The organism is Kitasatospora sp. CMC57, from assembly GCF_045866025.2.
Classification (GTDB): Bacteria; Actinomycetota; Actinomycetes; order Streptomycetales; family Streptomycetaceae; genus Kitasatospora.
The window spans coordinates 1,447,547-1,470,613 of record NZ_AP035881.2 but is presented as its reverse complement, the minus strand read 5'-3'; the positions used below and the strand labels follow the sequence as shown (position 1 = coordinate 1,470,613).

At 71.8% G+C, this 23,067-nt stretch carries 18 protein-coding genes and 1 riboswitch; of the genes, 12 read left to right on the top strand and 6 right to left on the bottom strand.

Annotation, left to right across the window (positions count from 1 at the left end; all coding sequences use genetic code 11):
* Window positions 1–18: 18 nt before the first annotated feature.
* Complete coding sequence (locus ACKUU6_RS06760) at window positions 19–3,183, bottom strand: amino acid adenylation domain-containing protein (RefSeq protein WP_408649651.1); 3,165 nt, start codon at window positions 3,181–3,183, stop codon at window positions 19–21.
* A gap of 136 nt (window positions 3,184–3,319) precedes the next feature.
* Here ACKUU6_RS06760 and ACKUU6_RS06755 point away from each other — a divergent pair, with 136 nt between their 5' ends.
* The 4 genes from ACKUU6_RS06755 (at window position 3,320) to ACKUU6_RS06740 (ending at window position 8,185) form a co-directional block, all read left to right on the top strand.
* Window positions 3,320–6,454, top strand: coding sequence for an EAL domain-containing protein (locus ACKUU6_RS06755; protein ID WP_407987547.1), 3,135 nt, complete (start codon window positions 3,320–3,322; stop codon window positions 6,452–6,454).
* An 84-nt stretch (window positions 6,455–6,538) separates the two neighbouring features.
* Window positions 6,539–7,063, top strand: coding sequence for a DUF4396 domain-containing protein (locus tag ACKUU6_RS06750; protein WP_407987546.1), 525 nt, complete (start codon window positions 6,539–6,541; stop codon window positions 7,061–7,063).
* Window positions 7,064–7,109: 46 nt separating this feature from the next.
* On the top strand, window positions 7,110–7,460 hold the full coding sequence (locus ACKUU6_RS06745) for a DUF6153 family protein (RefSeq protein ID WP_407987545.1): 351 nt from the start codon (window positions 7,110–7,112) through the stop codon (window positions 7,458–7,460).
* A 53-nt stretch (window positions 7,461–7,513) separates the two neighbouring features.
* A complete protein-coding gene (locus tag ACKUU6_RS06740) occupies window positions 7,514–8,185 on the top strand; it encodes a DUF305 domain-containing protein (protein ID WP_407987544.1) in 672 nt (223 codons plus the stop codon).
* Window positions 8,186–8,202: 17 nt separating this feature from the next.
* Here the strand turns inward: ACKUU6_RS06740 and ACKUU6_RS06735 are convergent, their stop codons facing one another.
* Window positions 8,203–8,757, bottom strand: coding sequence for a histidine phosphatase family protein (locus ACKUU6_RS06735; protein WP_407987543.1), 555 nt, complete (start codon window positions 8,755–8,757; stop codon window positions 8,203–8,205).
* A gap of 150 nt (window positions 8,758–8,907) precedes the next feature.
* A riboswitch (cobalamin riboswitch) is annotated at window positions 8,908–8,992 on the top strand.
* Window positions 8,993–9,052: 60 nt separating this feature from the next.
* On the opposite strand from ACKUU6_RS06735, the gene ACKUU6_RS06730 reads away from it, so the two are divergent.
* The 6 genes from ACKUU6_RS06730 to ACKUU6_RS06705 all read left to right on the top strand — a co-directional run bounded on the left by ACKUU6_RS06730 (window position 9,053) and on the right by ACKUU6_RS06705 (window position 14,907).
* Complete coding sequence (locus tag ACKUU6_RS06730; RefSeq protein WP_407987542.1) at window positions 9,053–9,265, top strand: CbtB domain-containing protein; 213 nt, start codon at window positions 9,053–9,055, stop codon at window positions 9,263–9,265.
* Between the two features lie 14 nt (window positions 9,266–9,279).
* The gene (locus ACKUU6_RS06725; protein WP_407987541.1) at window positions 9,280–10,086 is read left to right on the top strand and encodes a CbtA family protein; all 807 of its coding nucleotides are present in this window, start codon (window positions 9,280–9,282) and stop codon (window positions 10,084–10,086) included.
* Between the two features lie 267 nt (window positions 10,087–10,353).
* On the top strand, window positions 10,354–11,490 hold the full coding sequence (gene efeO, locus ACKUU6_RS06720) for an iron uptake system protein EfeO (RefSeq protein ID WP_407987540.1): 1,137 nt from the start codon (window positions 10,354–10,356) through the stop codon (window positions 11,488–11,490).
* A gap of 29 nt (window positions 11,491–11,519) precedes the next feature.
* A complete protein-coding gene (efeB, locus tag ACKUU6_RS06715; protein WP_407987539.1) occupies window positions 11,520–12,806 on the top strand; it encodes an iron uptake transporter deferrochelatase/peroxidase subunit in 1,287 nt (428 codons plus the stop codon).
* A 37-nt stretch (window positions 12,807–12,843) separates the two neighbouring features.
* A complete protein-coding gene (efeU, locus tag ACKUU6_RS06710) occupies window positions 12,844–13,671 on the top strand; it encodes an iron uptake transporter permease EfeU (protein ID WP_407987538.1) in 828 nt (275 codons plus the stop codon).
* A gap of 75 nt (window positions 13,672–13,746) precedes the next feature.
* A complete protein-coding gene (locus ACKUU6_RS06705; protein ID WP_407987537.1) occupies window positions 13,747–14,907 on the top strand; it encodes a magnesium and cobalt transport protein CorA in 1,161 nt (386 codons plus the stop codon).
* 54 nt (window positions 14,908–14,961) lie between these two features.
* Here ACKUU6_RS06705 and ACKUU6_RS06700 read toward each other — a convergent pair whose 3' ends face one another.
* Window positions 14,962–16,434 carry a M1 family metallopeptidase gene (locus tag ACKUU6_RS06700; RefSeq protein WP_407987536.1) on the bottom strand — a complete coding sequence of 491 codons (1,473 nt, stop codon included), beginning with the start codon at window positions 16,432–16,434 and terminating at the stop codon, window positions 14,962–14,964.
* 137 nt (window positions 16,435–16,571) lie between these two features.
* Between ACKUU6_RS06700 and ACKUU6_RS06695 the strand changes: the two genes are divergently transcribed.
* The gene (locus ACKUU6_RS06695) at window positions 16,572–17,315 is read left to right on the top strand and encodes a metallophosphoesterase (protein ID WP_407987535.1); all 744 of its coding nucleotides are present in this window, start codon (window positions 16,572–16,574) and stop codon (window positions 17,313–17,315) included.
* Between the two features lie 7 nt (window positions 17,316–17,322).
* Here the strand turns inward: ACKUU6_RS06695 and ACKUU6_RS06690 are convergent, their stop codons facing one another.
* The gene (locus ACKUU6_RS06690; protein ID WP_407987534.1) at window positions 17,323–17,817 is read right to left on the bottom strand and encodes a hypothetical protein; all 495 of its coding nucleotides are present in this window, start codon (window positions 17,815–17,817) and stop codon (window positions 17,323–17,325) included.
* Window positions 17,818–18,137: 320 nt separating this feature from the next.
* On the opposite strand from ACKUU6_RS06690, the gene ACKUU6_RS06685 reads away from it, so the two are divergent.
* Window positions 18,138–20,696: a collagenase gene (locus tag ACKUU6_RS06685; protein WP_407987533.1), complete on the top strand. Its 2,559-nt coding sequence runs from the start codon at window positions 18,138–18,140 to the stop codon at window positions 20,694–20,696.
* A gap of 84 nt (window positions 20,697–20,780) precedes the next feature.
* Here ACKUU6_RS06685 and ACKUU6_RS06680 read toward each other — a convergent pair whose 3' ends face one another.
* Both ACKUU6_RS06680 and ACKUU6_RS06675 read right to left on the bottom strand, forming a co-directional pair.
* The gene (locus ACKUU6_RS06680) at window positions 20,781–21,971 is read right to left on the bottom strand and encodes a PLP-dependent aminotransferase family protein (protein WP_407987532.1); all 1,191 of its coding nucleotides are present in this window, start codon (window positions 21,969–21,971) and stop codon (window positions 20,781–20,783) included.
* 61 nt (window positions 21,972–22,032) lie between these two features.
* Window positions 22,033–23,064, bottom strand: a complete 1,032-nt coding sequence (locus ACKUU6_RS06675; protein WP_407987531.1) for a phosphatidylinositol-specific phospholipase C domain-containing protein — start codon at window positions 23,062–23,064, stop codon at window positions 22,033–22,035.
* Window positions 23,065–23,067 lie beyond the last annotated feature (3 nt).

The following is a 23,067-nucleotide window of genomic DNA, read 5'->3' as shown; positions in this document are numbered from 1 at the left end:
TCCCACCACACGGGGCGTTCACCCGCCCGCGGTCGGCGGGTCGAGGTACCCGGAGCCGATCAGGTGGCACAGGTAGCGGTCCAGCAGCGGGCCGTCCGCCGGCGGGAGCTCCACCCCGCTGCCGGCCAGGTCCGCGACCACCCGGGACCGGTCGAAGCGCGGGAAGGTCCGGCGGAAGTACAGCTCGCTGACGGTCAGTTCGGGCCGCCCCGCGCAGCGGTCGACGAACAGCGGCAGGAACGGAGTGGCCGGGTGCTTGGGGTGCTCGGCGGCGTACCGGGCGAACCTGCGCACCCACTCCTGGTAGGGAAGCTCGGTCACCGGGTAGCCGAACGCCCGGATTCTGGCGGTGAGTTCGCCGAGCAGTGGGTGCCGGGGATTGGTCAGGTGGTACGCCTGCCCGGTGGCCTCGACGTGGGTGGCCAGGTAGGTGAGCGCACGGGCGAAGCTGTCGGCGGGCAGGAAGTCGATCGGCAGGTCGACGTCGGGCGCGTACCCGGTGTCGGCGATCAGCCGGATCAGCGCACACATCTCGGTGGTGTGGTTCATCGCGCCGGTGGCCCGGTCGCCGGTGATGTCGTTCAACCGGTGCACGGCCACCGGGAGACCGGCCTCCGCAGCCTGCCGGAGCAGCTCCTCGGCCACCCACTTGGTCTCCGCGTACCCGACCGAGAGGTGTCCGGGGTACCCCAGCGGCGTACGCTCGGTGACGTGGCGGACACCGGCCGCGCCGTACCCGGCGAGCACCGACATGCTGGACAGGTGGTGCAGCGGGACGGCCCTGGAGTGCCCGGCCAGCCGGACCAGTTCGCGGACGCCGCCGACGTTGACGGCGCTCAACTCCCGGTAGGGGTAGATGAAGTTGACCCTGGCGGCACAGTGCACGATCAGGTCGACCCGGTCGGCCAGCTCGGTGAAGCGGCGCTCGGTCAGCCCGAGCAGCGGCGCCCCGAGATCACCCGGCTCGGCCATTACCCGGCCCGGCGCCACCCCGTCCAGCGGGTCCCGTAGCAGGTGGCGCAGGCCGGCCGCGCGCAGCCGCTCCAGCGCCCGCCCGGGGTCGGGTTCGCGGACCAGGCAGTGCACGGTGGCACCGGTCTCCCGGAGCAGGGTGTCCAGCAGGTACGAGCCGCAGTAGCCGGTGGCCCCGGTCAGCAGGATCACGCCGGGGCGGCGCCAGTTCGGCGGCGGACCGCCGTCGGCTCTGATCGGCACCCGGAGCTCGGCCTCGGCGGCGAAGTCGGGTGGTGGATCACCCGGCGTCAGCGTCCCGGCCCGGGCCGCCCGGGTGTTGCGGGCGAACGCGGCCAGCGTCGGTTCGGCCAGCAACGCCCGGGTGAGCGCCCGGATTTGGCCGATGCCGATACCGAACATGATCCGTGCCCTGGCCAGCATCTCGGTGGCCAGCAGCGAGTCGCCGCCGATCCGGAAGAAGTCGTCGCCGGGTCGTACCCGCTCCAGGTGCAGCATCCGGGCCCAGAGCTCGGCCACCCCGCTGTCGACCGCGTCGACCGGCTCGCCCCCGCTGGCCGTCGGTGCGGGGGCGGGAGCGGTGGAGAGCAGCCCCTTGCGGTCCACCTTGCCGTTGTGGTCGACCGGCAGGGCGGCCACCTCGGTCAGCCTGGTCGGCAGCATCCACCGGGCCAGCCGCTCCGTGAGGAACCTGTTGACCTCCTCGGACCCGACCGGCGCCGAGCTGGTGTAGAACGCGACCAGCGCCCCGCTCTCCGGCAGCACGGCGGCCTGCCCCACCGCCGGGTGGTCGGTCAGAACCGACTCGACCTCGCCCGGATCGACCCGGTAGCCGCGGATCTTCAGCTGCCGGTCGAGCCGACCGAGACACTCCAGCAGGCCGTCCGCCCGCCACCGCCCGACGTCCCCGGTCCGGCACATCCGAGCGCCGGGCTCGGCCGCGTACGGGTCGGGCCGGAACAGTTCGGCGGTCCGGCCGGGCTGCCGCCACAGGCCGAGGGCCACGCCCGGGCCGCCGACGAAGATCTCCCCGGGCTCCCCGTCCCGGACCGGCAGCAGCCGCTGGTCCAGCAGGTGCACGGTGGCCCCGCCCACCGGCCGCCCGATCGGGGCGGAGGTGCCGTCCTGGCCCGTCAGCAGCCCGGCGCCGAGCTCGCACAGGGCCGAGGTGATGGTGGTCTCGGTCAGCCCGTACGCGTTCATCAGCCGGACCCCGGGCCTGCGGCGCAACCAGCGACGGCAGTCCGTCGGCCGGACGGTGTCCCCACCGACGATGAGCAGGCGCAGGTGGCCGGGTGGCGCCGGGTCCCGTTCGGTGGCGTTCTGGAACTGGTGCCAGTACGCCGGGGTCAGGTCGGCCACGGTGATCCGGTGCGCGGCGATCCGGTCGGCCAGCTCGGTCGGCGCGCAGCCGCGCCGGTCGGCCAGCACCACGGTGGCGCCGCCGATCAGCGGTGCGAAGACCTGCTCCAGTGAGGTGTCGAAGCCGAGTGCCGCCAACTGGAGCACCCGGTCCGCCGGGGCGAGGCCATACGCGGTGACCAGGGCGGTCAGCACGGTGGCGAACGAGCGGTGACTGACCATCACGCCCTTGGGATCGCCGCTCGATCCGGAGGTGTAGATCAGATACGCCGGGTCCTCGGGGCCCGGAGCGGGCAGCGGGTCGTTCGGGTCTCCGGGGCCGTCCTGGCCGTGCTGGTCGACCGCCAGGGTGTCGTCGGTGAGCCAGGTGTGCGCCTGGTCGGTGAGCACCGGCGACGCCCCGGCGTCCGCGATCAGCCGGTCCAGCCGGCGCCTCGGCAACGCCGGGTCGAGCGGCAGGAAGGCGGCACCCGATCCGAGCACCGCGAGCAGCGCGACCACCATGCCGGGGCTGCGGTCGTGACAGACCGCCACCGTGTGCCGTGCACCGACCCCGCGTGCGCGCAGCCGCCGGGCCAACTGGTCCGCCCGCCTGACCAACTCCCCGTAATCGAGCGATCCGTGTTCCGAAATCACCGCCGGGTGACCGGGAGTCAGCCGGGCCCGCGCCCGGACCAACTCCGGCACGGAAATCCCCGGGTCTCCGTTGGAATGCGGTCTTATATCGGCCCACAGCGTGTCGACGGCCGCGCTACACTCCGCCAACACCGCAGGTCGGCCTACCTGTTGCCAATCCGGAGGCAGTTCGCGGTGGCTGGGCCAGATCGAGTACTGACCGCGCGAGTTCACCACCGGCACGTGCAATTCACCGTCCGCCACCTGTGCTCTCCCGGTGTGCTTGAGACCCCCGTGAGCTGTTCTTCGAATATACGCCGTCAGGTATTCTGGTCAGGATTCCATTCTGTTCCCCGCCCCAGAGGCTGCGATGACCAGATGGCGATGGCCCTACCCGGTGTACGTCTTCCTCGGCTGGATGGTCCTGCTGACGGCGATGTACTACACCCACCCCTATCAGCGGATCGTCTGGTGGACCGGGATCGGCCTGAGCGGCGTGGCCGCGATCGTGCTCGGCACCTTCCACAACCGGCCCGCCCACCCGCTGCCGTGGTTCCTGCTGGCCGCGGCCAACCTGAGCTTCACCGCGGGCGAGGTCGCCGAGGTGGTGCAGACCGAGATCCTCAAGGTGGTCAACCCGTTCCCGTCCGTAGCGGACGGCTTCTACCTGCTCACCTACCCGCTCTACGCTGCCGGGCTGTTGCTGTTCATCCGCCGCCGGAACGCGGGCCGGGACCGGGGCGGCCTGCTGGACGCGCTGACCTTCACGGCCGGACTCGCGCTGCTGCTCTGGATCTACATCGTGCTGCCGTTCTCCCAGAACCCCGAACTGACGTGGGTTCAGAAGGCGTTCTCGATGGCCTACCCGCTCGGCGACATCCTCGTGCTGGCCATGCTGGTCCAGCTGTTGGTGCCGCCGGGACCGCGCAGCTGGTCGCTGCGGCTGCTCACCGTGGGCACGCTGGGGATGCTGATCTCCGACGTGATGTTCGGCCTGATCCAGCTGCACGGGACGTGGCGGATCGGGACCCCGGTGGACCTCGGCTGGGCCGCGTTCTACACCGCCTGGGGCGCCGCCGCGCTGCACCCCTCGATGGTCACCATGACCCGCCCGGCCCGGCGCCGGCCGCCCGAGGTGGCCCGGGGAAGGATCGGTCTGCTCGCCCTCGCCTCGCTGATCGCGCCGGTGATCCTGATGTTGGACGCCTTCCTCGGCGACACCAGCAACGTCGGGGTGGTGGCGGCCTTCTCCGCGCTGCTCTACGTGCTGGTGCTGGCCCGGCTGGCCGGGGTGGTGAGCAGCCACCGGCAGACCGTGGCCCGCGAGCGGGTGCTCAGGGTGGCGGTCAGCTCGCTGGCCGCCACCACCCGGGTGGACGAGGTCACCAGCGCGCTGCGGGCGGCCGGTGCCGCGCTGCCACCGCCCGACCCGCGCCGCCGGGTGCTGCTCGGGCTGAGCGACCAGTACGGCGGGGTCAGGTTCCAGCCGCCGTACGGTCGGCCCGACGACTGGGCGGCCTTCCGGGTCCCGCGCGCCGTCCACCTGCTGGCTGCCACCGGGCGCAGCCACCAGTGCCGGGCGGCGGACCTGGGGGAGGAGCTGGCGGGAGTCCTGCAGGGCGCCGAGCAGGTCGTGGTCTGCCCGCTGGCCCTGCGGGACCGTCCGACCGGCGATCCGCTGATCGGGGTGTTGATCGTCGGCGGAGAGGAACAGGGGCTGCTGGCGCTCACCGACACGCTGGGCTCGCTCGCCTCGCAGGCGGCGCTGGCCCTGGAACGGATCACCCTCAGCGAGGAGGTCAACCGCCGCAACAGCGAGGCGTATTTCCGCAGCCTGGTGCAGAACGCCTCGGACGTGATCCTGATCCTGGACGAGGACGACGGGGTCAGGTACGCCTCTGCCTCGGCCGACCGGGTGCTCGGCTACCCGGGCCTGGTCGGCACCCCGATCGCCGATCTGGTGCCGCCGGAGGACAGCCTCGGGGTGGTCGGCGCGCTGGACCAGATGCGCCGGCCCGGCTCCCGTGAACGGCGCGAGCACTGGCGGATGCTCCGGCCTGACGGGGCGGTGATCGAGGTCGAGGTCAGGCACAGCGACCTGCGGGCCGATCCGACCGTGGCCGGGCTGGTGCTGACGCTCCGGGACGTCACGGAACAGCGCCAGTTGGAGCGCGAGTTGAGCCACCGGGCGTTCCACGACTCGCTGACCGGACTGGCCAACCGGGTGCTCTTCCGCGACCGGGTCAACCAGGCTTTCCGGCGCGGCACCCGGGGTGGTCTGTCGGCCGGAGTGCTCCTGATCGACATCGACGACTTCAAGATGGTCAACGACGCGATGGGCCACAGCGTCGGCGACGAACTGCTGGTGGCGGTCTCGCTGCGGCTCTCCACCGTGGCGCGGGCCTCGGACACCGCGGCCCGGATCGGCGGCGACGAGTTCGCGCTGCTGATCGAGGACGCCCGCAGCCCGGCCGACGCGGAGGGCTTCGCCGAGCACGTGATCCGCGCCTTCGACGACCCGATCCCGCTCAGCGTCGGCGCGGTCAACATCTCGGTCAGCCTCGGTGTGGCGACCACCGACGACAGCGGCGACTCCACCGAGCTGCTCACGCATGCGGACCTCGCGCTGTACGCGGCCAAGGGCTCCGGCAAGCGGCAGTGGCGCCGGTTCCAGCCGGTGCTGCAGGAGGGCATGATCGAGCGCCACGAGCTCCAGGAGAGCCTGCACGGCGCCGTCGCGGACTCCGCCTTCCACCTGCTCTACCAGCCGATCGTGGAGATCGGGAGCGGCACCCTGGAGGGTTTCGAGGCGCTGGTGCGCTGGCCGCACGCCAAGCGCGGCCTGGTCCCGCCCGAGCAGTTCATCACGCTGGCCGAGGAGAGCGGCCAGATCGTCCCGCTCGGCGCCTGGGTGTTACGCCGCGCCACCGCCGAGGCGGCCCGCTGGCAGCGGGCGGGCGGCCGGGACCGGCCGCTGTACGTGAGCGTCAACGTCTCGGCCCGGCAGTTCCGCGACCCCGGCTTCGTCGAGGTGGTGCTGGACGCCCTGGAGGGCTGCGGGATGGAGCCAGGATCGCTGGTGCTGGAGCTCACCGAGAGCGTGCTGATGCAGCGTGACGACCGGGTGCGATCCGATCTGCTGACCCTGAGTGAGCTGGGCATCAGGCTCGCGATCGACGACTTCGGCACCGGGTACTCCTCGCTCAGCTACCTACGGGAGTTCCCGATCACCATCCTGAAGATCGACAAGTCCTTCATCGACGGCCTGGAGCGGTCCCCGCAGCAGTACGCGCTGGTCGAGGGCATCACGCGGATCGCCGAGACGCTGGGCGTCCGGGTGATCGCGGAGGGGATCGAGACGCCCCGGCAGCGGGAGCTGCTCGGCGTGATGGGCTGCCCGCTCGGGCAGGGCTATCTCTTCTCCCGGCCGATGGACCCGGAGCGGACGGGCGCGCTGATCCGCAGCGGGCAGGCCTATGCCAGGCAGCCGGGGGTGCCGTCCTGAACCGGATCTCCGGAGCCTTGATGGATACCCCAGGGGGGTATATGGTTCAGGTGTCCGAAAGGGCGACGATCAAGGGGAGTTCCGATGAACCACGACGAGCACGTGGACCGCCTGCAGCACCTGCAGCACGAGAACCACGCGCACCAGGTGCGGCACGGGCACCACGCCACCGGGGGCAGCTGGCGGAACGCCGCGCAGGCGACCCTGCACTGCCTCACCGGCTGCGCCATCGGCGAGATCCTCGGCCTGGTGATCGGGACCGCCCTCGGGCTGCACAACGGCGCGACCGTCGTGCTCTCTGTCCTGCTGGCCTTCGTCTTCGGCTACGCACTGACCATGCGCGGCGTCCTGCGGGCGGGTCTGGACCTGCGTGGCGCGTTGAAGGTCGCGCTGGCGGCTGACACCGTGTCGATCGTGGTGATGGAGCTGGTGGACAACAGCGTGATGGTCGGCGTCCCCGGAGCGATGGACGCCGGGTTGGACGACCTGCTGTTCTGGAGCTCGCTGGCCCTCTCCCTGGTGGTCGCCTTCGTGCTGACCGTCCCGGTGAACCGCTGGCTGATCTCCAGGGGACGCGGCCACGCCGTGGTCCACGCCCACCACCACTGACCGACCGTCCCACCACTGACCGCCCGTCGACCGAGGATCCGCCGCCATGCACCCCGAACGCCGCCGCCACCGAGCCCACCTGCGGGTGCTGCTCGTGCTGGCCACGCTGCTCGGGGTGCTGGCCATGCACGGCCTCGGCGCCGGCCCGGTGCTCGCGGCCCCGCCCCCGGTCGGGATGAGCGCGGAGCACCAGCACCACGGCGGCGGTGACGGTCACGCCGGGCCGATGTGCCTCTCCGGGGCGGTGGCGGCCCCGTTCGTCCCGGCGCCGCCCGGGCCCGCAGCCCCGTACGGGTGCGGGGTGACCGCCCCCGAGCCGCTCGCTGCGACCTCCGGCGAACCGGACGGCGGCCGGGCCCCGCCCAGCCTGGCCGAACTCCAGCTCGTGCGCAGATAGGCGGGCCGGCACCCGACCGGTCAACTCACCTACGTACGCAGGAGATCAACACCATGCACCTCACGACCACGAGCCCCGAGACCACGAGCCTCAAGCCGAACCGCCGTGTCCCGCTCGCCGCAGCCGCCCTGCTGGCGGGTGCCCTGCTGCTCACCGCCTGCGGCAGTGGCAGCGGGAGCGGCGATGGCCACGACGCGCACCACGCCGTCCCGGCGGTGACCCCGGCCGGCACCGGCAAGGCGTACAACGCCGCCGACGTGGCCTTCGCGCAGGGCATGATCCCGCACCACCGACAGGCGCTGGAGATGGCCGAGTTGGCGTCCGGCCGGGCCGCCTCGCCCGAGGTGGCGCAGCTCGCCGCCGCGATCCGGGCGGTGCAGGATCCGGAGATCGCCACCATGTCCGGCTGGCTGAGCGGCTGGGGCGAGCAGGTCCCGCAGCCCGGCGCGGCCGGTGCGCACGCCGGTCACGGCGGTGCCGGGGCGGCGGGCATGATGACTGAGCCGGAGATGAACTCGCTGAAGGAGGCCACCGGAGCGGCGTTCGACACCGCCTTCCTGAAGCTGATGGTCGCTCACCACACCGGGGCCGTCGAGATGGCCGAGACCGAGCAGGGCAAGGGCGGTTACGCCCCGGCCAAGGAGCTGGCGGCTGCGGTGATCAATGGTCAGAGCGCCGAGATCGAGCAGATGAACAGGCTGCTCGGGGGAGCGTCGGCGCACTGATCCCACCTGCGCTGCGGTCACCCCAGGGGGTGGCCGCAGCGCAGGTTCCAACGGCCGGAGCGGCCGGTCAGTTCGGTGGCGGTGAGCGGCGGCACGTCGATCCGCCAGAAGGCCGGTGCCGGTGCTCCGAGTGCGTGCACCACGGCCGCCCGGATCAGCTCGGGCTCGGCCACCGCCAGCACCGGGCCTTCGGGCAGGGCGGTCAGCCAGTCGGCCATCCGGGTGCAGAGCGCGGTCAGCGACTCGCCGCCGTGCGGCGCGGCGTCCGGGTCGGCGAGCCACTCCCCGACGGCCTCGGGTTCGGCACCGGCCACCTCGTCCAGGGCCAGGCCCCGCCAGCGGCCAATCGACCAGCCCGCCGGGCCCGGCGCCCCGGTCAGCCCGAGCGCCTCGGCGGTCTCCCGGCAGCGCGCGGTGGGGGAGACCAGCACCGTCCCGTCGGCCCGGACGCTCCCGGCCGCCGCCTCGGCCCGGCGCCGCCCGACGGCGTCCAGGGGCTCCCCGTCCTCGAACCTGGCACCGCGCAGCGCGGACCCGATCGCCGGTGAGATGAACATCACCCGTACCGTCATCCAGCTCTCTCCCTCTGCTCAACTGCCGCGCACCGACGCCCGATCCACCGTCGCCCGGCGCACTCGCGCGGCGTGCGCGCCGGTACGCGCTCCCTTGGCTGCCTCCCCCGAATGGCGGTACGGTTCGCAGCGACATGACGACGGCAGGACGGAAGCCGGTGAGAACCCGGCACGGTCGCGCCACTGTATGCCGACAGGACCCCACCCCAGGGCGGGAACTGCCGGTGAGTCAGACCCGAGGGTCGTCGTCCGAGCTCCAACGACTGGGACGCGCGTTCCCCAAGGAGGTCCTGCCATGGCTCAGGCCATCGTCTCCCCCGCCAGCGAGGTCACCGAGACCCTTCCCGTCCGGGCGCTGCTGCCCTGGGCGGTCTTCCTCGGCACCCTGATGCTGGTGCTGCTCTACTTCGTCGGTGCCGAACAGGGCGCCACCTCCGTGTTCTCCGGCGCCTCCGTGCACGAGTGGGTGCACGACGGCCGACACCTGCTCGGCTTCCCCTGCCACTGACGGAGAACACGCACATGACTTCCTCAACTGTCAGAAACCTGCTGGTCCGCGGCATGCTCGCGGGCCTGCTGGCAGGGGTGCTGGCGTTCGCCTTCGCCTTCCTGGTGGGTGAGCCGTCGGTCGACGACTCGATCGCCCTGGAGAGCCACGCGGCGGCGCCGCAGCACGTGCACGGCGGGGACGCCGCCGCCCCGGCGGCACCGGCCGCCGCGGATGAGGAGGAACTGGTCAGCCGGTCGATGCAGTCCACCTTCGGGCTGGCCACCGGTGTCCTGGTCTACGGCGTCGCGCTCGGCGGCATCGCCGCCCTGGTGTACTGCTTCGCCCTCGGCCGGATCGGCCGCTTCTCGCCCCGGGCGACCGCCGCCCTGGTCGGGGCGGCCGCGTTCACCACCGTCTACCTGGTGCCGTTCCTCAAGTACCCGGCCACCCCACCCGCGGTGGGCAACCCGGACACCATCGGCAAGCGCACCGCACTGTTCTTCCTGATGATCCTGCTCAGCGTGCTGCTGGGGGTCGCGGCCGTCATCCTTGGCCGCCAACTCGCCCCGCGCCTGGGCAACTGGAACGCCACGGTGGTGGCCGGCCTCGCCTTCGCGGCCGTCGTCACCCTGGCCTTCGTCCTCCTGCCGGGCAACGGGGACGCCATCAAGGACACCTTCCCAGCCGCCCTGCTGTGGAAGTTCCGTCTCGCTTCCCTGGGCGTCCAGGCTGTCCTGTGGGCCGCCTTCGCCCTGGTCTTCGGCCACTTCGCGGAACGCCTCCTGGCTCCCCGCCCGGCCAAGGCCACCCCGCCGGCCACGGCGGTCCCGGCCGCCTGACCCACCCTCGCCACCCCCTCGGGGCCCGCCGCACGCGCGACCGTCGGCGGGCCCCGAGGCGTTGGCCCCGTCAGGCGGCCGCGCTGGTGACGCCGGTCACGGGCGGGCCGCGCAGACGGCCCGTCAGCAGGGGCGCAGCGGGCTTTTGCCGATCTGTGACCACCCCGGTGTGGGCAAATGCTTAGGCATGGCTTAGCTTACTCCTGGGTGAGGGTGTCCTAAGTAGCTCCCGCCCGCCCTCAAGCCGTCCCCGTCCGTGGAGTTCTGATGCCCGTCCGTCGCCCGCACCTCGCCGCGCTGCTCACCCTCGCAGTGGCGGGAGCCGCGCTGACCGCCTGCACCGAGCAGAAGAAGGACGCCTCCTCGGACGGCGCGATCCAGGTGAACGCCACGGACAGCGCCTGTGAGCTGTCGAAGACCAGCTTCCCGTCCGGTGCAGTCAACTTCGCGGTGCAGAACAAGGGTTCCAAGGTCACCGAGGTCTACGTCTACGCCGCGGGCGACAAGATCGTGGCCGAGCGGGAGAACATCGGGCCCGGCACCAAGGCGAGCATCACCTCCGAGATCAAGGCCGGCGAGTACGAGGTCGCCTGCAAGCCGGGCATGACCGGCGACGGCATCCGGCAGAAGATCACGGTGACCGGTGACGGCGCCGCGGCCAAGGGCGACCCGCGCCTGGACAAGGCGGTCGCCGACTACCGCAAGTACGTGCAGGAGCAGGCCGACGCCACCATCCCGCTGGTGCAGAAGTTCGCCGACGCGGTCAAGGCCGGGGACCTGGCGGCCGCGAAGGCGGCCTTCGCCCCGTCCCGGGTCGGCTGGGAGCGGACCGAGCCGGTGGCCGAGAGCTTCGGCGACATCGACCCGAAGACCGACGTCCGCGAGGACGGCCTGGAGGCCGGCCAGGAGTGGACCGGCTGGCACAAGCTGGAGAAGTCGCTCTGGGAGGCCGGTGCGATCACCGACGCCGACAAGAAGCTGGCCGACCAGCTGGTCACCGACCTGAAGGACTGGCAGAAGCGGGTCGGCACCGCCGAGATCACCGCCACCAGCATGGCCAACGGTGCCAAGGAGCTGCTCGACGAGGTCGCCACCGGCAAGGTCACCGGCGAGGAGGACCGCTACAGCCACACCGACCTGTCCGACTTCTCGGGCAACGTCGAGGGCGCGCTGAAGGCGTACGAGCTGATCAAGCCGGTCGCCGCCGAGAAGGACCCGGAGCTGGCCAAGACCCTGGACCAGGAGTTCGCCGCCCTCCAGGCGATGCTCGCCAAGTACAAGCAGGGTGACGGCTACACCCCGTACGACCAGGTTGCCGGGCCGGAGCGGAAGGCCTTCTCGGACGCCGTCAACGCGCTCGCCGAGCCGCTGTCGAAGCTCGCCGCCGCCGTCGTGGTCAAGTAGGGCCGTCGAGCAGGGCCTGAGGGAGAGTCATGAGCGAGCAGACGCAGGAAGCCGGAGTGGACGAGAACCAGGAGCCGAAGGGCTCGGTCAGCCGACGCGCCGTCATCGGCTGGGCCGGGGCCGGGGTGGCGCTCGGCGCCGCCGCGGTCGGCACGGTGGCCGCGGCCACCCGCAGCTCCGACGAGGAGGCCGAGGCCGCCCTCAAGGCGGTCCCCGACATCGAGTTCTACGGCGAGCACCAGGCCGGCATCGCCACCCCGGTCCAGGACCGGCTGCACTTCGCCGCCTTCGACGTCTCCACCACCAGCCGGGACGCCCTGGTCCGGGTGCTCAAGGAGTGGACCAAGGCGGCCGCCCTGATGACCGGTGGCCGCGAGGTCGGCACCGGCGCGACCGGCCTGGCCGAGGCCCCGCCGGACGACACCGGTGAGGCGCTGGGGCTGCCGGCCTCCCGGCTGACCCTGACCATCGGCTTCGGCCCGACCCTGTTCGAGAAGGACGGCAAGGACCGGTTCGGCCTCAGGGCCAAGCGGCCCGAGGGCCTGATCGACCTGCCGCCCTTCCCGCACGACAACCTGGACCCGGCCCGCAGCGGCGGCGACCTGTGCGTGCAGGCGTGCGCCGACGACCCGCAGGTCGCGGTGCACGCGATCCGCAACCTGGCCCGGATCGGGATGGGCGTGGTGACCGTGCGCTGGTCCCAGCTCGGCTTCGGCAAGACCTCGTCCACCACGCCGGAGGCGCAGACCCCGCGCAACCTGATGGGCTTCAAGGACGGCACCCACAACGTCTCGGGCAAGGACACCGCGACCCTGGACGAGCACGTCTGGGCCGCGCCCGGCGACGGCCCGGAGTGGATGACCGGCGGCTCGTACCTGGTCGCCCGGCGGATCCGGATGCACATCGAGACCTGGGACCGCACCCCGCTCAAGGAGCAGGAGGACATCTTCGGCCGGACCAAGCGCGAGGGTGCCCCGTTCGGCAAGCAGAAGGAGCACGACGCCCCCGACCTGGCGGCGATGCCGAAGGACTCCCACGTCCGGCTGGCCCACCCGGACAGCAACAGCGGGGCCAAGCTGCTCCGGCGGGGCTTCTCCTTCACCGACGGCTCGGACGGCCTCGGCCGCCTGGAGGCCGGGCTGTTCTTCCTGGCGTACCAGCGCGACACCCGCAAGGCCTTCGTCCCGGTGCAGCGCAAGCTGGCTGCCACGGACGCCCTCAACGAGTACATCCAGCACGTCGGTTCGGCGCACTTCGCCTGCCCGCCGGGGGTTCGCAAGCCCGGCGAGTGGTGGGGCCAGTCGCTCTTCGGCTGACCTGACCCCACCCCACTGAGTACTGGAGGACACCGCCGTGTTCGGCAACTACCTGATCGGCCTGCGCGAGGGTCTCGAAGCCAGCCTGGTGGTCTGCATCCTGATCGCCTACCTGGTCAAGACGGACCGCCGGAAGGCGCTCGCCCCGGTCTGGACCGGCGTCGGGGTTGCCGTGGGCCTCAGCATGGCGTTCGGCGCCCTGCTGACCTACGGCTCCAACCAGCTGACCTTCGAGGCGGCCGAGGCGCTCGGCGGCACGCTGTCGATCATCGCGGTCGGGCTGGTCACCTGGATGGTGTTCTGGATGCGCCGGACGGCCCGTCACTTGAAGACGGAGCTGCACGGCAAGCTGGACGCGGCGGTCGCGATGGGCACCGGCGCGCTGGTGCTGACCGCCTTCCTGGCGGTCGGCCGCGAGGGCCTGGAGACCGCGCTGTTCATCTGGGCGGCGGTGGAGGCCACCAGCGACGGTGTCCGGCCGCTGATCGGCGCCTGCCTGGGGCTGCTCACCGCGGTCCTGCTCGGCTGGCTGTTCTACCGGGGCGCGCTCAAGATCAACCTGGCGAAGTTCTTCACCTGGACCGGCGCGATGCTGGTCGTGGTGGCGGCCGGGGTGCTCGCGTACGGCCTGCACGACCTCCAGGAGGCCGACCTGCTGCCCGGCCTGGCGAAGCACGCCTTCGACATCAGCTCCACGATCCCCCGGGACAGCTGGTACGGGACGCTGCTCAAGGGCGTCTTCAACTTCCAGCCCGACCCGACCAAGCTCCAGGTCTGGGCCTGGTGCCTGTACGTGGTGCCGACGCTGTACCTGTTCCTGCGCAAGCCGGCCGGCCCCGCGAAGGCGCCGACCAGCATCGGCTGACACCCCGTCATCCGCCGCGTGTCCTTGAGTGCGCGGCAGCCACGGGGCGGGAGACTGGGGGCGGAGGTGCCGCCCATGTCCGACTGGCGTTCCCGCGCGGCCCGCGCGAGCAGACGTCCGTTCACCCGCTCCGTTGGGCAACTGCCCGAGCCCGCCCCCGAGCACTCGATGGACCCGCGCGCCGAGCACCTGAGCGACGGCGGGGTGCACCTGGAGCGCTCGGTGGTGGACGCAGCCGTCTACCGGGCCGGGCACCGGATCGCCGGCGGCGGCAGCCTGGCCGAGGTCTACCGGCAGGTGCCCGGCGAGCCCGGCACGATGGCCTGGATCGGCCTCTACCGCCCGGCCGAGGAACAGATGCTGGAGGCCGCCGAACGGTTCGGCCTGCACGAACTCGCGGTCGAGGACGCCATCGTCGCCCACCAGCGTCCGAAGCTGGAGCGCTACGGCGCGACCCTGTTCGTGGTGCTCAGGGCGGCCCGCTACCTGGACGAGAGCGAACAGGTCGACTTCGGCGAGATCCACCTCTTCGTCGGCCCGCAGTTCGTCCTGACCGTGCGTCACTCGCAGTCGCCCGACCTCTCGACGGTCCGCCGCCGGCTGGAGGACGACCCCGAACTGCTCGCACTCGGCCCCGAGGCGGTGCTGTACGCCGTGCTGGACGCGGTGGTGGACGGCTACGCCCCGGTGATCGCCGGGCTCCAGCACGACATCGACGAGATCGAGACGGAGGTCTTCAGCGGTGACCCCAAGGTCTCCCGACGGATCTACGAACTCTCCCGCGAGGTGATCGAGTTCCAGCGCTCGACCCGTCCGCTGCTGCAGATCATGGCCAGCCTGGAGGCCGGGTTCGGCAAGTACGGCACCGACGAGGAACTCCAGCGCAACCTGCGCGACGTGGCCGACCACGCCACCACCGCCGCCGAACGGGTGGACGGTTTCCGGCAGATGCTGCAGAACATCCTCACCGTCAACGCCACCCTGGTCTCACAGGCCCAGAACGAGGAGATGAAGCAGCTCGCCGAGGCCGGTCACGCCCAGAACAACGAGATCAAGAAGATCTCCTCCTGGGCCGCCATCCTGTTCGCGCCGACCCTGATCGGCACGGTCTACGGGATGAACTTCACCCACATGCCCGAGCTGGGCTGGGTGCTCGGCTACCCGTTCGCGATCGGCCTGATGGCGCTGGTCTGCGGCGGGCTCTACCTGGTCTTCAAGCACCGCGACTGGCTCTGAGGGCGGCCGGGGCCGTACCCGGGGTGGCCCGGAGTGGGCCACCCCGGGCGCGGGTCAGTGGGCGTCGTGCAGGGTGTCGGTGGCCTTGATCTGCTGCCAGGACTTCGGCTCGGTGACCGCCTTGAGTGCCGGGGCGGTGCCGGCGGCGGGCTTGCCCGCGGTGTAGAGCCAGGTCTGCAGCAGGTCGCCGAGCGGCTTGCCGGAGACCTGTTCGGCGTAGCGGCGGAAGTCCGCGACGGTGGCGTTGCCGTACCTGTGCTCGGCGGGCCAGCCACGCAGGACGGTGAAGAACGCCTCGTCGCCGATCGCGTTGCGGAGCGCCTGGACGGCGAGCGCGCCCCGGTCGTACACGGCGGCGTGGAACTGGTTGTCCGGGCCCGGGTCGCCGGGCAGCACGGTCCAGAACGGGTCGTCGGCGGGCTTGCTGGAGTAGACCCAGTCGGCCAACTCCTGGGCGGTGCCCTCGTTCTCGTGCTCGGACCAGAGCCACTGGGCGTAGCGGGCGAAGCCCTCGTTCAGCCAGATGTCGCTCCACCGCTCGAGCGAGACGCTGTCGCCGTACCACTGGTGGGCCAACTCGTGGACGACGACGGAGGTGTTGGAGCCCGAGCTGAAGATCCGTGGGCTGTAGTAGACCTGGCTCTGGGTCTCCAAGGCGTAGCCGGGGCGGGTGTTGGGCACGTAGCCGCCGACAGTGGCGAAGGGGTACGGGCCGAGCAGCGTGCTCAGCCAGTCGGTGAGCTCGCCGGTGCGTCCCACGCTGGCGCGGGCGGCGCCGGCGTTCTCGCCGAGGTCGCGGCTGTAGGCGGTGGTGACCGGGATGCCGCTCTCGGTGACCGAGCTGTCGATCTCGAACCGGCCGACCGCGAGGGTGGCCAGGTAGGTGGCCTGCGGCTTGGTCTGCCGCCAGCTGTACCTGGTCCAGCCGAGACGTGAACTCTGGGACACCAGGGCGCCGTTGCTGATCGCCTGGGTCCCGTCGGGGACCTGTACGGAGACGTCGAAGGTGGCCTTGTCGGAGGGGTGGTCGTTGCTCGGGAACCACCACCAGGCGGACTCCGGCTCACCGGCCGCGACGCCGCCGTCCGGGGTGCGCTGCCAGGCGGTGAAGCCGTAGGCGGTGACGGTGGACGGCACGCCGGAGTAACGGACCACCACGGTGACGCGCTCGCCCTTGCCGAGCGATGCGACGGGGGTGATCTCCAACTCGTGTTCGCCGGTCGCCGCGAAGCGAGCCTTGCGGCCGTTGACCTGCACGTCCTGGACGGTGAGCGCGAAGTCGAGGTTGAAGCGCGACAGTGCGGCCGTGGTGGTGGCCAGGAGGGTGGCGGTGCCCTCGAGTTGGTCGGTCGCCGGCTGGTACTTCAGCCGCAGGTCGTAGTGTGAGACGTCGTACCCGCCGTTGCCGTACTGCGGGTAGTAGACGTCCCCGGCACCGGACGCACCGACGGCGCCGGCGGCACCGGCGGGGTTGGTCAGCAGCAGGGCGGCGGCCAGGGCCGCGGAGACGGTCAGCCTTTTGCGCACGGGTCCTCCGAAGTTTCCGGGGCGTGGAGCGGACTGATCGACCGTAGGACGGACGGCGGCTTGCGGGGACCGGTCCGGGGTAGCTGTTATGAAATGTTCATGCTAAGAAATGCCAACCCGGAAGGACCATCGGCCCCATGATCGTGATCGCCCACCTCAGCGACACCCACCTCGACGGTTCGCAGCGCGCCACCGACCGCACCAAGGCGGTGCTGGACCACCTCAACAGCCTGCCGTACGACCTCGACGCCGTCCTGGTCACCGGCGACATCGCCGACCACGGCCTGCCCGCCGAGTACCGGCTGGCCCGCGAACTGCTCGACACCAGGCACCCGTTGCTGCTGCTGCCCGGCAACCACGACGAGCGCTCGGCGTTCCGGGTCGGCCTGCTGGGGGAGGAGCCCTCGACCGGACCGGTCAACCAGCTGCACGTCGGCCAGGCGCTCGCGGTCGCGCTCTGCGACTCCACCATCCCTGGCCAGGACGACGGCTACCTGGACGACGAGACGCTCGGCTGGCTGGACAAGGCGCTCGGCTCGGTCGAGGTGCCCACCCTGGTCGCGTTCCACCACCCGCCGGTGCTGGTCCAGGTGCCCTACCTGGACGGCCTGCGGCAGTTCGGCGGCGAGCGGCTGGCCGAGCTGACCGACCGCCACCCCCACATCGCCGGATTCCTCTGCGGCCACGCCCACCTCGGCGCCGTCACCACCTTCGGCGGGCGGCCGCTCGCGATCGCCCCGGGGGTGGTCTCCACCGCCCGGCTGCCCTGGGAGTCGCGGCCGCACCCGGACGCCCACGTGCACCACGACCTGCCGCCCGCCCTCGCCTTCCACGTCCTCGACGGCACCGGCAGGCTGACCACCCACATCCGGAGCTGCTGACCGGCCGTCAGCGGCCGCCGCCGACCGCCCGTCCGGCGCCCGTGGCCAGTCGGGCCGGCGGGCGGGGCGGACGGGTCCGGAGCGTGCCCGGGTGGGGCAGCAGGCGGCGTACCCGGCCGGGCCGGAGCAGCAAGGTGCAGAGCACGGCGGCGAGCAGGTGGGCCAGGGCCAGAGTGGCCGAGGGGCTGTGCACCGGCAGGGCCGGGTCGGCCAGGCCCAGCAGGCGGCTCGACCGGGGGAGCGGTGCGGGCGCGGCCGCGGCGCGGTCGAAGAGGACGTAGAGCGCGATCTGGGTGGCGGTCATCCACGCGCCGGTCAGCCCGAGGCCCGTCGTCCCCCTGGCCAGCAGCCAGGTGCAGAGCGAGGTGCCGGCGAGGGCCAGGGCCAGAACCGGCAGCGGGATCCGGGTGCCCGCGAGGGCGAGGTGGGCGGTGGCGGTGAGCGCCACGCAGAGGGCGGACGGGACGGCGGCGCGGAGGGCGCGGAGCTGCCAGGTCTTCACAGTCGGTCATGGTGGCACCGCCGCCTTGTGGCGGACTTGGGTCCGCCGATCACGGCCGGGGTCTGTCAGGTCGGGACCCGGCGGACACGAAGCAGCCAACGGCCGCAGGGCCGCTGCGGGTTGAGGGGCCGTCAGTCGACGGCAATTCACGTAGGGTCTCTTCCCTCGCCATGTGATGTATGCAATGGTACATGTCACACTCCCCACCGTGTCCACGTCAGCACCGGGTCCCAGTTCCACTCCGGTGCCGCCACGGTCCGCAACCCCCATCGCTGCCGTGTCCCCAAGCGCGGCCGCAGACCGGCCCGGAGGCCACCCTCATGCGTAGTTCCCCCACGACGAAAGACGTCGTCAGGCTGCTGATAGCCGCCCTGATCTGCTGTCTCGGGCTGACCCTGCTCGCGCCCGCCGGCCAGGCCGCCGCCATCGGCGGCAAGGGGCCGCAGCCCAGCCCGGCCCCCGCGCCGAGGTCCGGGCCCGCTCCGCAGCCGGCCACCCTCGCGGCGGCCGCCGACCTGCCCGCGGAGGAGGCCAAGCAGCCCGTCGCGATCTCCGAGCGCGCCCCCTTCCGCGCCGTCAAGGACACCGCGCAGCGCGAGCAGAGCCTCGCCAAGTCGAAGGCCGCGCCGGGTGCGGCCGGTACCACCGCCATCTGCAACGTCGCGGACTTCAGCTCGAAGACCGGGGCCGCGCTGGTCCAGCAGATCAAGGCCTCGGGCCTGGACTGTGTGAACACCCTGTTCACCCTGACCGGCCCGGACGCGCAGGCCGTGTTCAAGGAGGCGCAGATGGTCACGGTGGCCGACGCGCTGCGCGCCAACGCCGCCAACTACCCGGGTGACAACAGCACTTCGACCGGCCAGCTGGTGCTGTTCCTGCGCGCCGGGTACTTCGTGCAGTGGTACCACGCCTCCGACGTCGGCGAGTACGGCACGGCCCTGAAGAGCTCGATCGTGAGCGCCCTGGACACCTTCTTCGCCGCCCCGCGCGCGGCGGACATCAACGACGCCAACGGCGCGACCCTGGCCGAGGCGGTCGTGCTGGTCGACAGCTCCCAGCAGAACGCGCACTACCTGGGCCTGGTCAAGCGCCTGCTGACCGGCTACAACAGCTCGTACGACGGCTCGTACTACATGGTCGCGGCGGTCAACAACGCCTACACCATCCTCTTCCGCGGCCACCAGACGCCGGAGTTCCTCCCGGCCGTGCAGGCCGACCCGAGCGTCCTGACCGTGCTGCGCGACTTCGCCGTCGCCCACGACGACCTGCTGGGCACCGGCAAGTCCTACCTGACGGCCAACTCGGGCCGCGAGCTCAGCCGCTTCCTGTCCCACCCGGAGCTGCTGCCGACCGTCCGTCCGCTGGTCAAGCAGCTGCTGGACCGTACGGCGATGACCGGCCGGACCTCCTCGATGTGGGTCCCGATGGCCGAGATGGCCAACGAGTACGACGCGGCCAACTGCGCCTACTACGGCAGCTGTGACCTCGCGAGCCGGCTGCGGGCCGTCGTGCTGACGATCAACCACACCTGCAGCCCGAGCATCAGGATCGTCGCCCAGCAGATGACCGACGCCGACCTGGCCGCCACCTGCACCAGCCTGAACAACCAGGACGCGTACTTCCACAGCGTGGTCAAGGACAGCGGGGCGGTGGCGAACGACAACAACACCACCATCGAGGTCAACGTCTTCGACTCCAGCGCCGATTACCAGACCTACGCCGGCGCGATCTTCGGGATCAGCACCAACAACGGCGGCATGTACCTGGAGGGCAACCCGGCCGCCGCCGGGAACCAGCCGCGCTTCATCGCCTACGAGGCCGAGTGGACGCGTCCGGACTTCCAGATCTGGAACCTCAACCACGAGTACACGCACTACCTCGACGGCCGGTTCGACATGTTCGGCGACTTCGACGCCGGCATGACCACCCCGACCGTGATGTGGGTCGAGGGCTTCGCCGAGTACATCTCCTACTCGTACCGCAACGTCGTCTACGACCGGGCGATGACCGAGGCGGCCAAGAACACCTACAAGCTCAGCACGCTGTTCGACACCACGTACGACAACTCCGACTCCACCCGGATCTACCAGTGGGGCTACCTGGCGGACCGTTACCTGATCCAGTCGCACCCGCAGGACGTGGCGACCCTGCTCGGCCACTACCGCACCGGCAACTGGGCGGCGGCCCGTACGCTGCTCACCTCCACCATCGGCACCCGCTACGACGCGGACTTCGCCGCCTGGCTGGCCTCCTGCGCCGCGGGCAACTGCAACACCACCACCCCGCCGGTCAACCAGGTGCCGGTCGCCGGGTTCACGGCCCTGGTGAACGGCCTGGCGGTGAACTTCACCGACGCCTCCACCGACGCGGACGGCAGCATCGCCTCCCGCGCCTGGAACTTCGGCGACGGCACCACCTCGACCGCCGCCAACCCGGCCAAGACCTACACCGCCGCCGGCACCTACACCGTCAAGCTCACGGTGACCGACGACAAGGGCGCCACCGCCACCATCAGCAAGCCGGTCACGGTGGCCGTCCCCGGCCTGCCGGAGTGCTCCCCGGCCGACGACACCCGGGTGCTGGGCAAGAACTGCCGCCGCACCAACGTGTCCAACACGGTGGGGAACTACAGCTACTTCTACCTGTACGTCCCGGCCGGCACCGCCTCGATCAAGGTCACCGTCAGCGGTGGCACGGGCAACGCCGACCTGTACTACAGCCCGACCGACTGGGCCACCACCACCCACTTCACCCAGCGTTCGGTGAAGGCGGGCAACACCGAGGCCCTGACCATCAGCAAGCCCCCGACGGGTTACGTCTACCTGAGCCTGTTCGCCGCGTCGAACTTCGACAAGGTCAGCATCTCGACCCAGTTCTGAGCCTTCCGCGCCACCGTGCCGCCCCACCCCATCTCCGGGGTGGGGCGGTTCCGGCTTGCGGTCGGTCAACCCTCTTGCGGTCGGTCAGCCCTCGGCGAAGGCTTCGGCCAGGCGGCGCAGGCCCTCACCGATCTCCGCCGGATCGTGGGTGGTGAAGGACATCCGCAGGGTGCGCGGGTCCGGGGTGGCGGCGTAGAAGGGTGCGCCGGGGACGTACGCGACGTCGTGCCGGACGGCGGTGCGCAGCAGGGCGGTCGCGTCGTGACCGTCCGGCAGTCCGACCCAGAGGAACATGCCACCGGCCGGGGTGTTCCACCTGCTCCCCGCCGGAAGGGCCTTGGGCAGCCCGGCGAGCAGTGCGTCGCGCCGTTCGCGGTAGGCGGTCCTGATCCGGCCGAGGTGTGCGTCCAGGTCGGCGTCGCGCAGGTAGCGGGCGGCGGCGGCCTGGTCGATGGTCGAGGTGTGCAGGTCGGCCGACTGCTTGACGATCACGCAGGCCCGGCGCAGGGCGGCGGGCGCGCGCAGGAAGCCCAGCCGCAGACCGGGGGCGAGGATCTTCGAGAACGAGCCGAGCAGCAGGGTGCGGTCCGCGGCCGCCGGCAGTCCGGCGATCCAGGGCTCGGCCTGCCCGTCGTAGCGGAGTTCACCGTACGGGTCGTCCTCGGCGATCCAGAAGCCGTGCCGCTCGGCGAGTTCGGCCACCGCCCGGCGGCGCGCGTTGTCCAGCGTGCGGCCGGTCGGGTTCTGGAAGGTCGGTACCAGGTAGAGCAGCTTCGGCCGCTCCCGGACCACCAACTCGGCCAGCGCGTCCGGGATCAGGCCGCCGTCGTCGGTCGGGACCGGCACCACCCTGGCACCCGCGAAGGCGAAGCACTGCAGTGCGGCCAGGTAGCCCGGATCCTCGACCAGCACCACGTCGCCGGGCTCCAGCAGTGCGTTGGCGAGCAGGGTCAGGCCCTGCTGCGAGCCGGTGGTGACCAGCAACTCGTCCGGCCCGGTGGGCAGTCCGCGGCCGGTCAGCCGATTGGCTACCGCGGTGCGCAGCTCCGGGTCGCCCTCGGTGAGGGAGTACTGCAGGGCCCGGTCCGGCACCTCGGTGAACGCCCGGTCGTAGGCCGCCCGCAGGCCCGCCACGTCGAAGAGTTCGGGAGCGGGCAGGCCGCCCGCGAACGAGATCACCTCGGGCCGCGCGGTCAGCGCGAGGATCTCCCGTACGGCGGACGGCCCGACGGCGGAGGCACGGGCGGCGAGGGGTGGCAGTTCGGCTCGGGTCATCTCCGGAGCGTACGAGCAGTCACCCCGCCCGATCGAGCCCTTTCCACCATGTGGCCACCGGTCAGCCGCGCGGCAGCACCAGGGACTGGATCTCCGGCAGCGAACGCCAGTCGCTGGTGGCGAGGCTGGCGTGGGCGGCGGCCAACTGGGCGACCCTTGCGCGGGCCTGGTCGGCGGTGGGCGTGGTGCCGGAGATGGCCGGGGCGACGTTGTGGGCGTCGGTCATGACCAGCATGTAGTGGCGGTCCTGGTACCAGGAGGTGTCGATGGACCCGGCCAGGTAGGTGGCGGCGTCCCCGTCGAAGACGACGAACCACGGGCGGAGGTCGGTCTCGCCGTACCTGCCGCGGGGGTCGCCCGCCGCCGCGCCGTGCACGGTCGGGAAGACCTGCGCCTGACCGACTCGCCCGGCGGCCGCCAGGTCGCGCAGGTAGCGGCCGTACTCGACGTCGGTGTGCAGGGTGTCGAACGGGTTCTGCTCCTCGACGGTGCCGGGGATGATCTCCAGCAGCACCCGCCCGGCCAGCGCCGAGCGGTTCGGCCAGTTGCCGGCCCGGGCGGCGGCATCCAGGGTGGCGTACGAGCCGAGCAGGTCGGCCGGGCGGAAGACGGTGCTGCCCAGGTGGGCGGCGATCAGCGCGTCGAGCTGGGCCGGGCCCATGCCCCGGTTGCCGGCGAAGCCTCCCTTGAGCTCCAACTTGACCACCAGCGGACCGGCCTGCGGGTGCGCGCCGAGCCAGAGCCGGACGTCGTCCAGGCAGTACTCGAGGTTCTTGTTGGCCCCGCCGCCGTACAGCTGGGAGGCATCGGCGGCGGCGACGCAGTTGTTGCTGTTGCCGAGCGGGTTGGAGTGGCTGACCTTCCACTCCTTGGTGACGGTGTCGGTCCAGGCGTCCAGCTCGATCAGGCCGGTGCCGGTGTCCAGCGCCCGGGCCAACTGGCTGAAGGCGGCCGGGTCGTAGGTGTTGTGCAGGCCCACGGTGGTGGCCCCGGCGAACGGCAGGTCGGCGCTGGTGGCGTGCGCCGGTACGGTCGGCAGCAGGGTCGCGGCGACGGTGGCGAGCAGGGCGGTGGCGGTCCGGCGAAAGCTCAACGG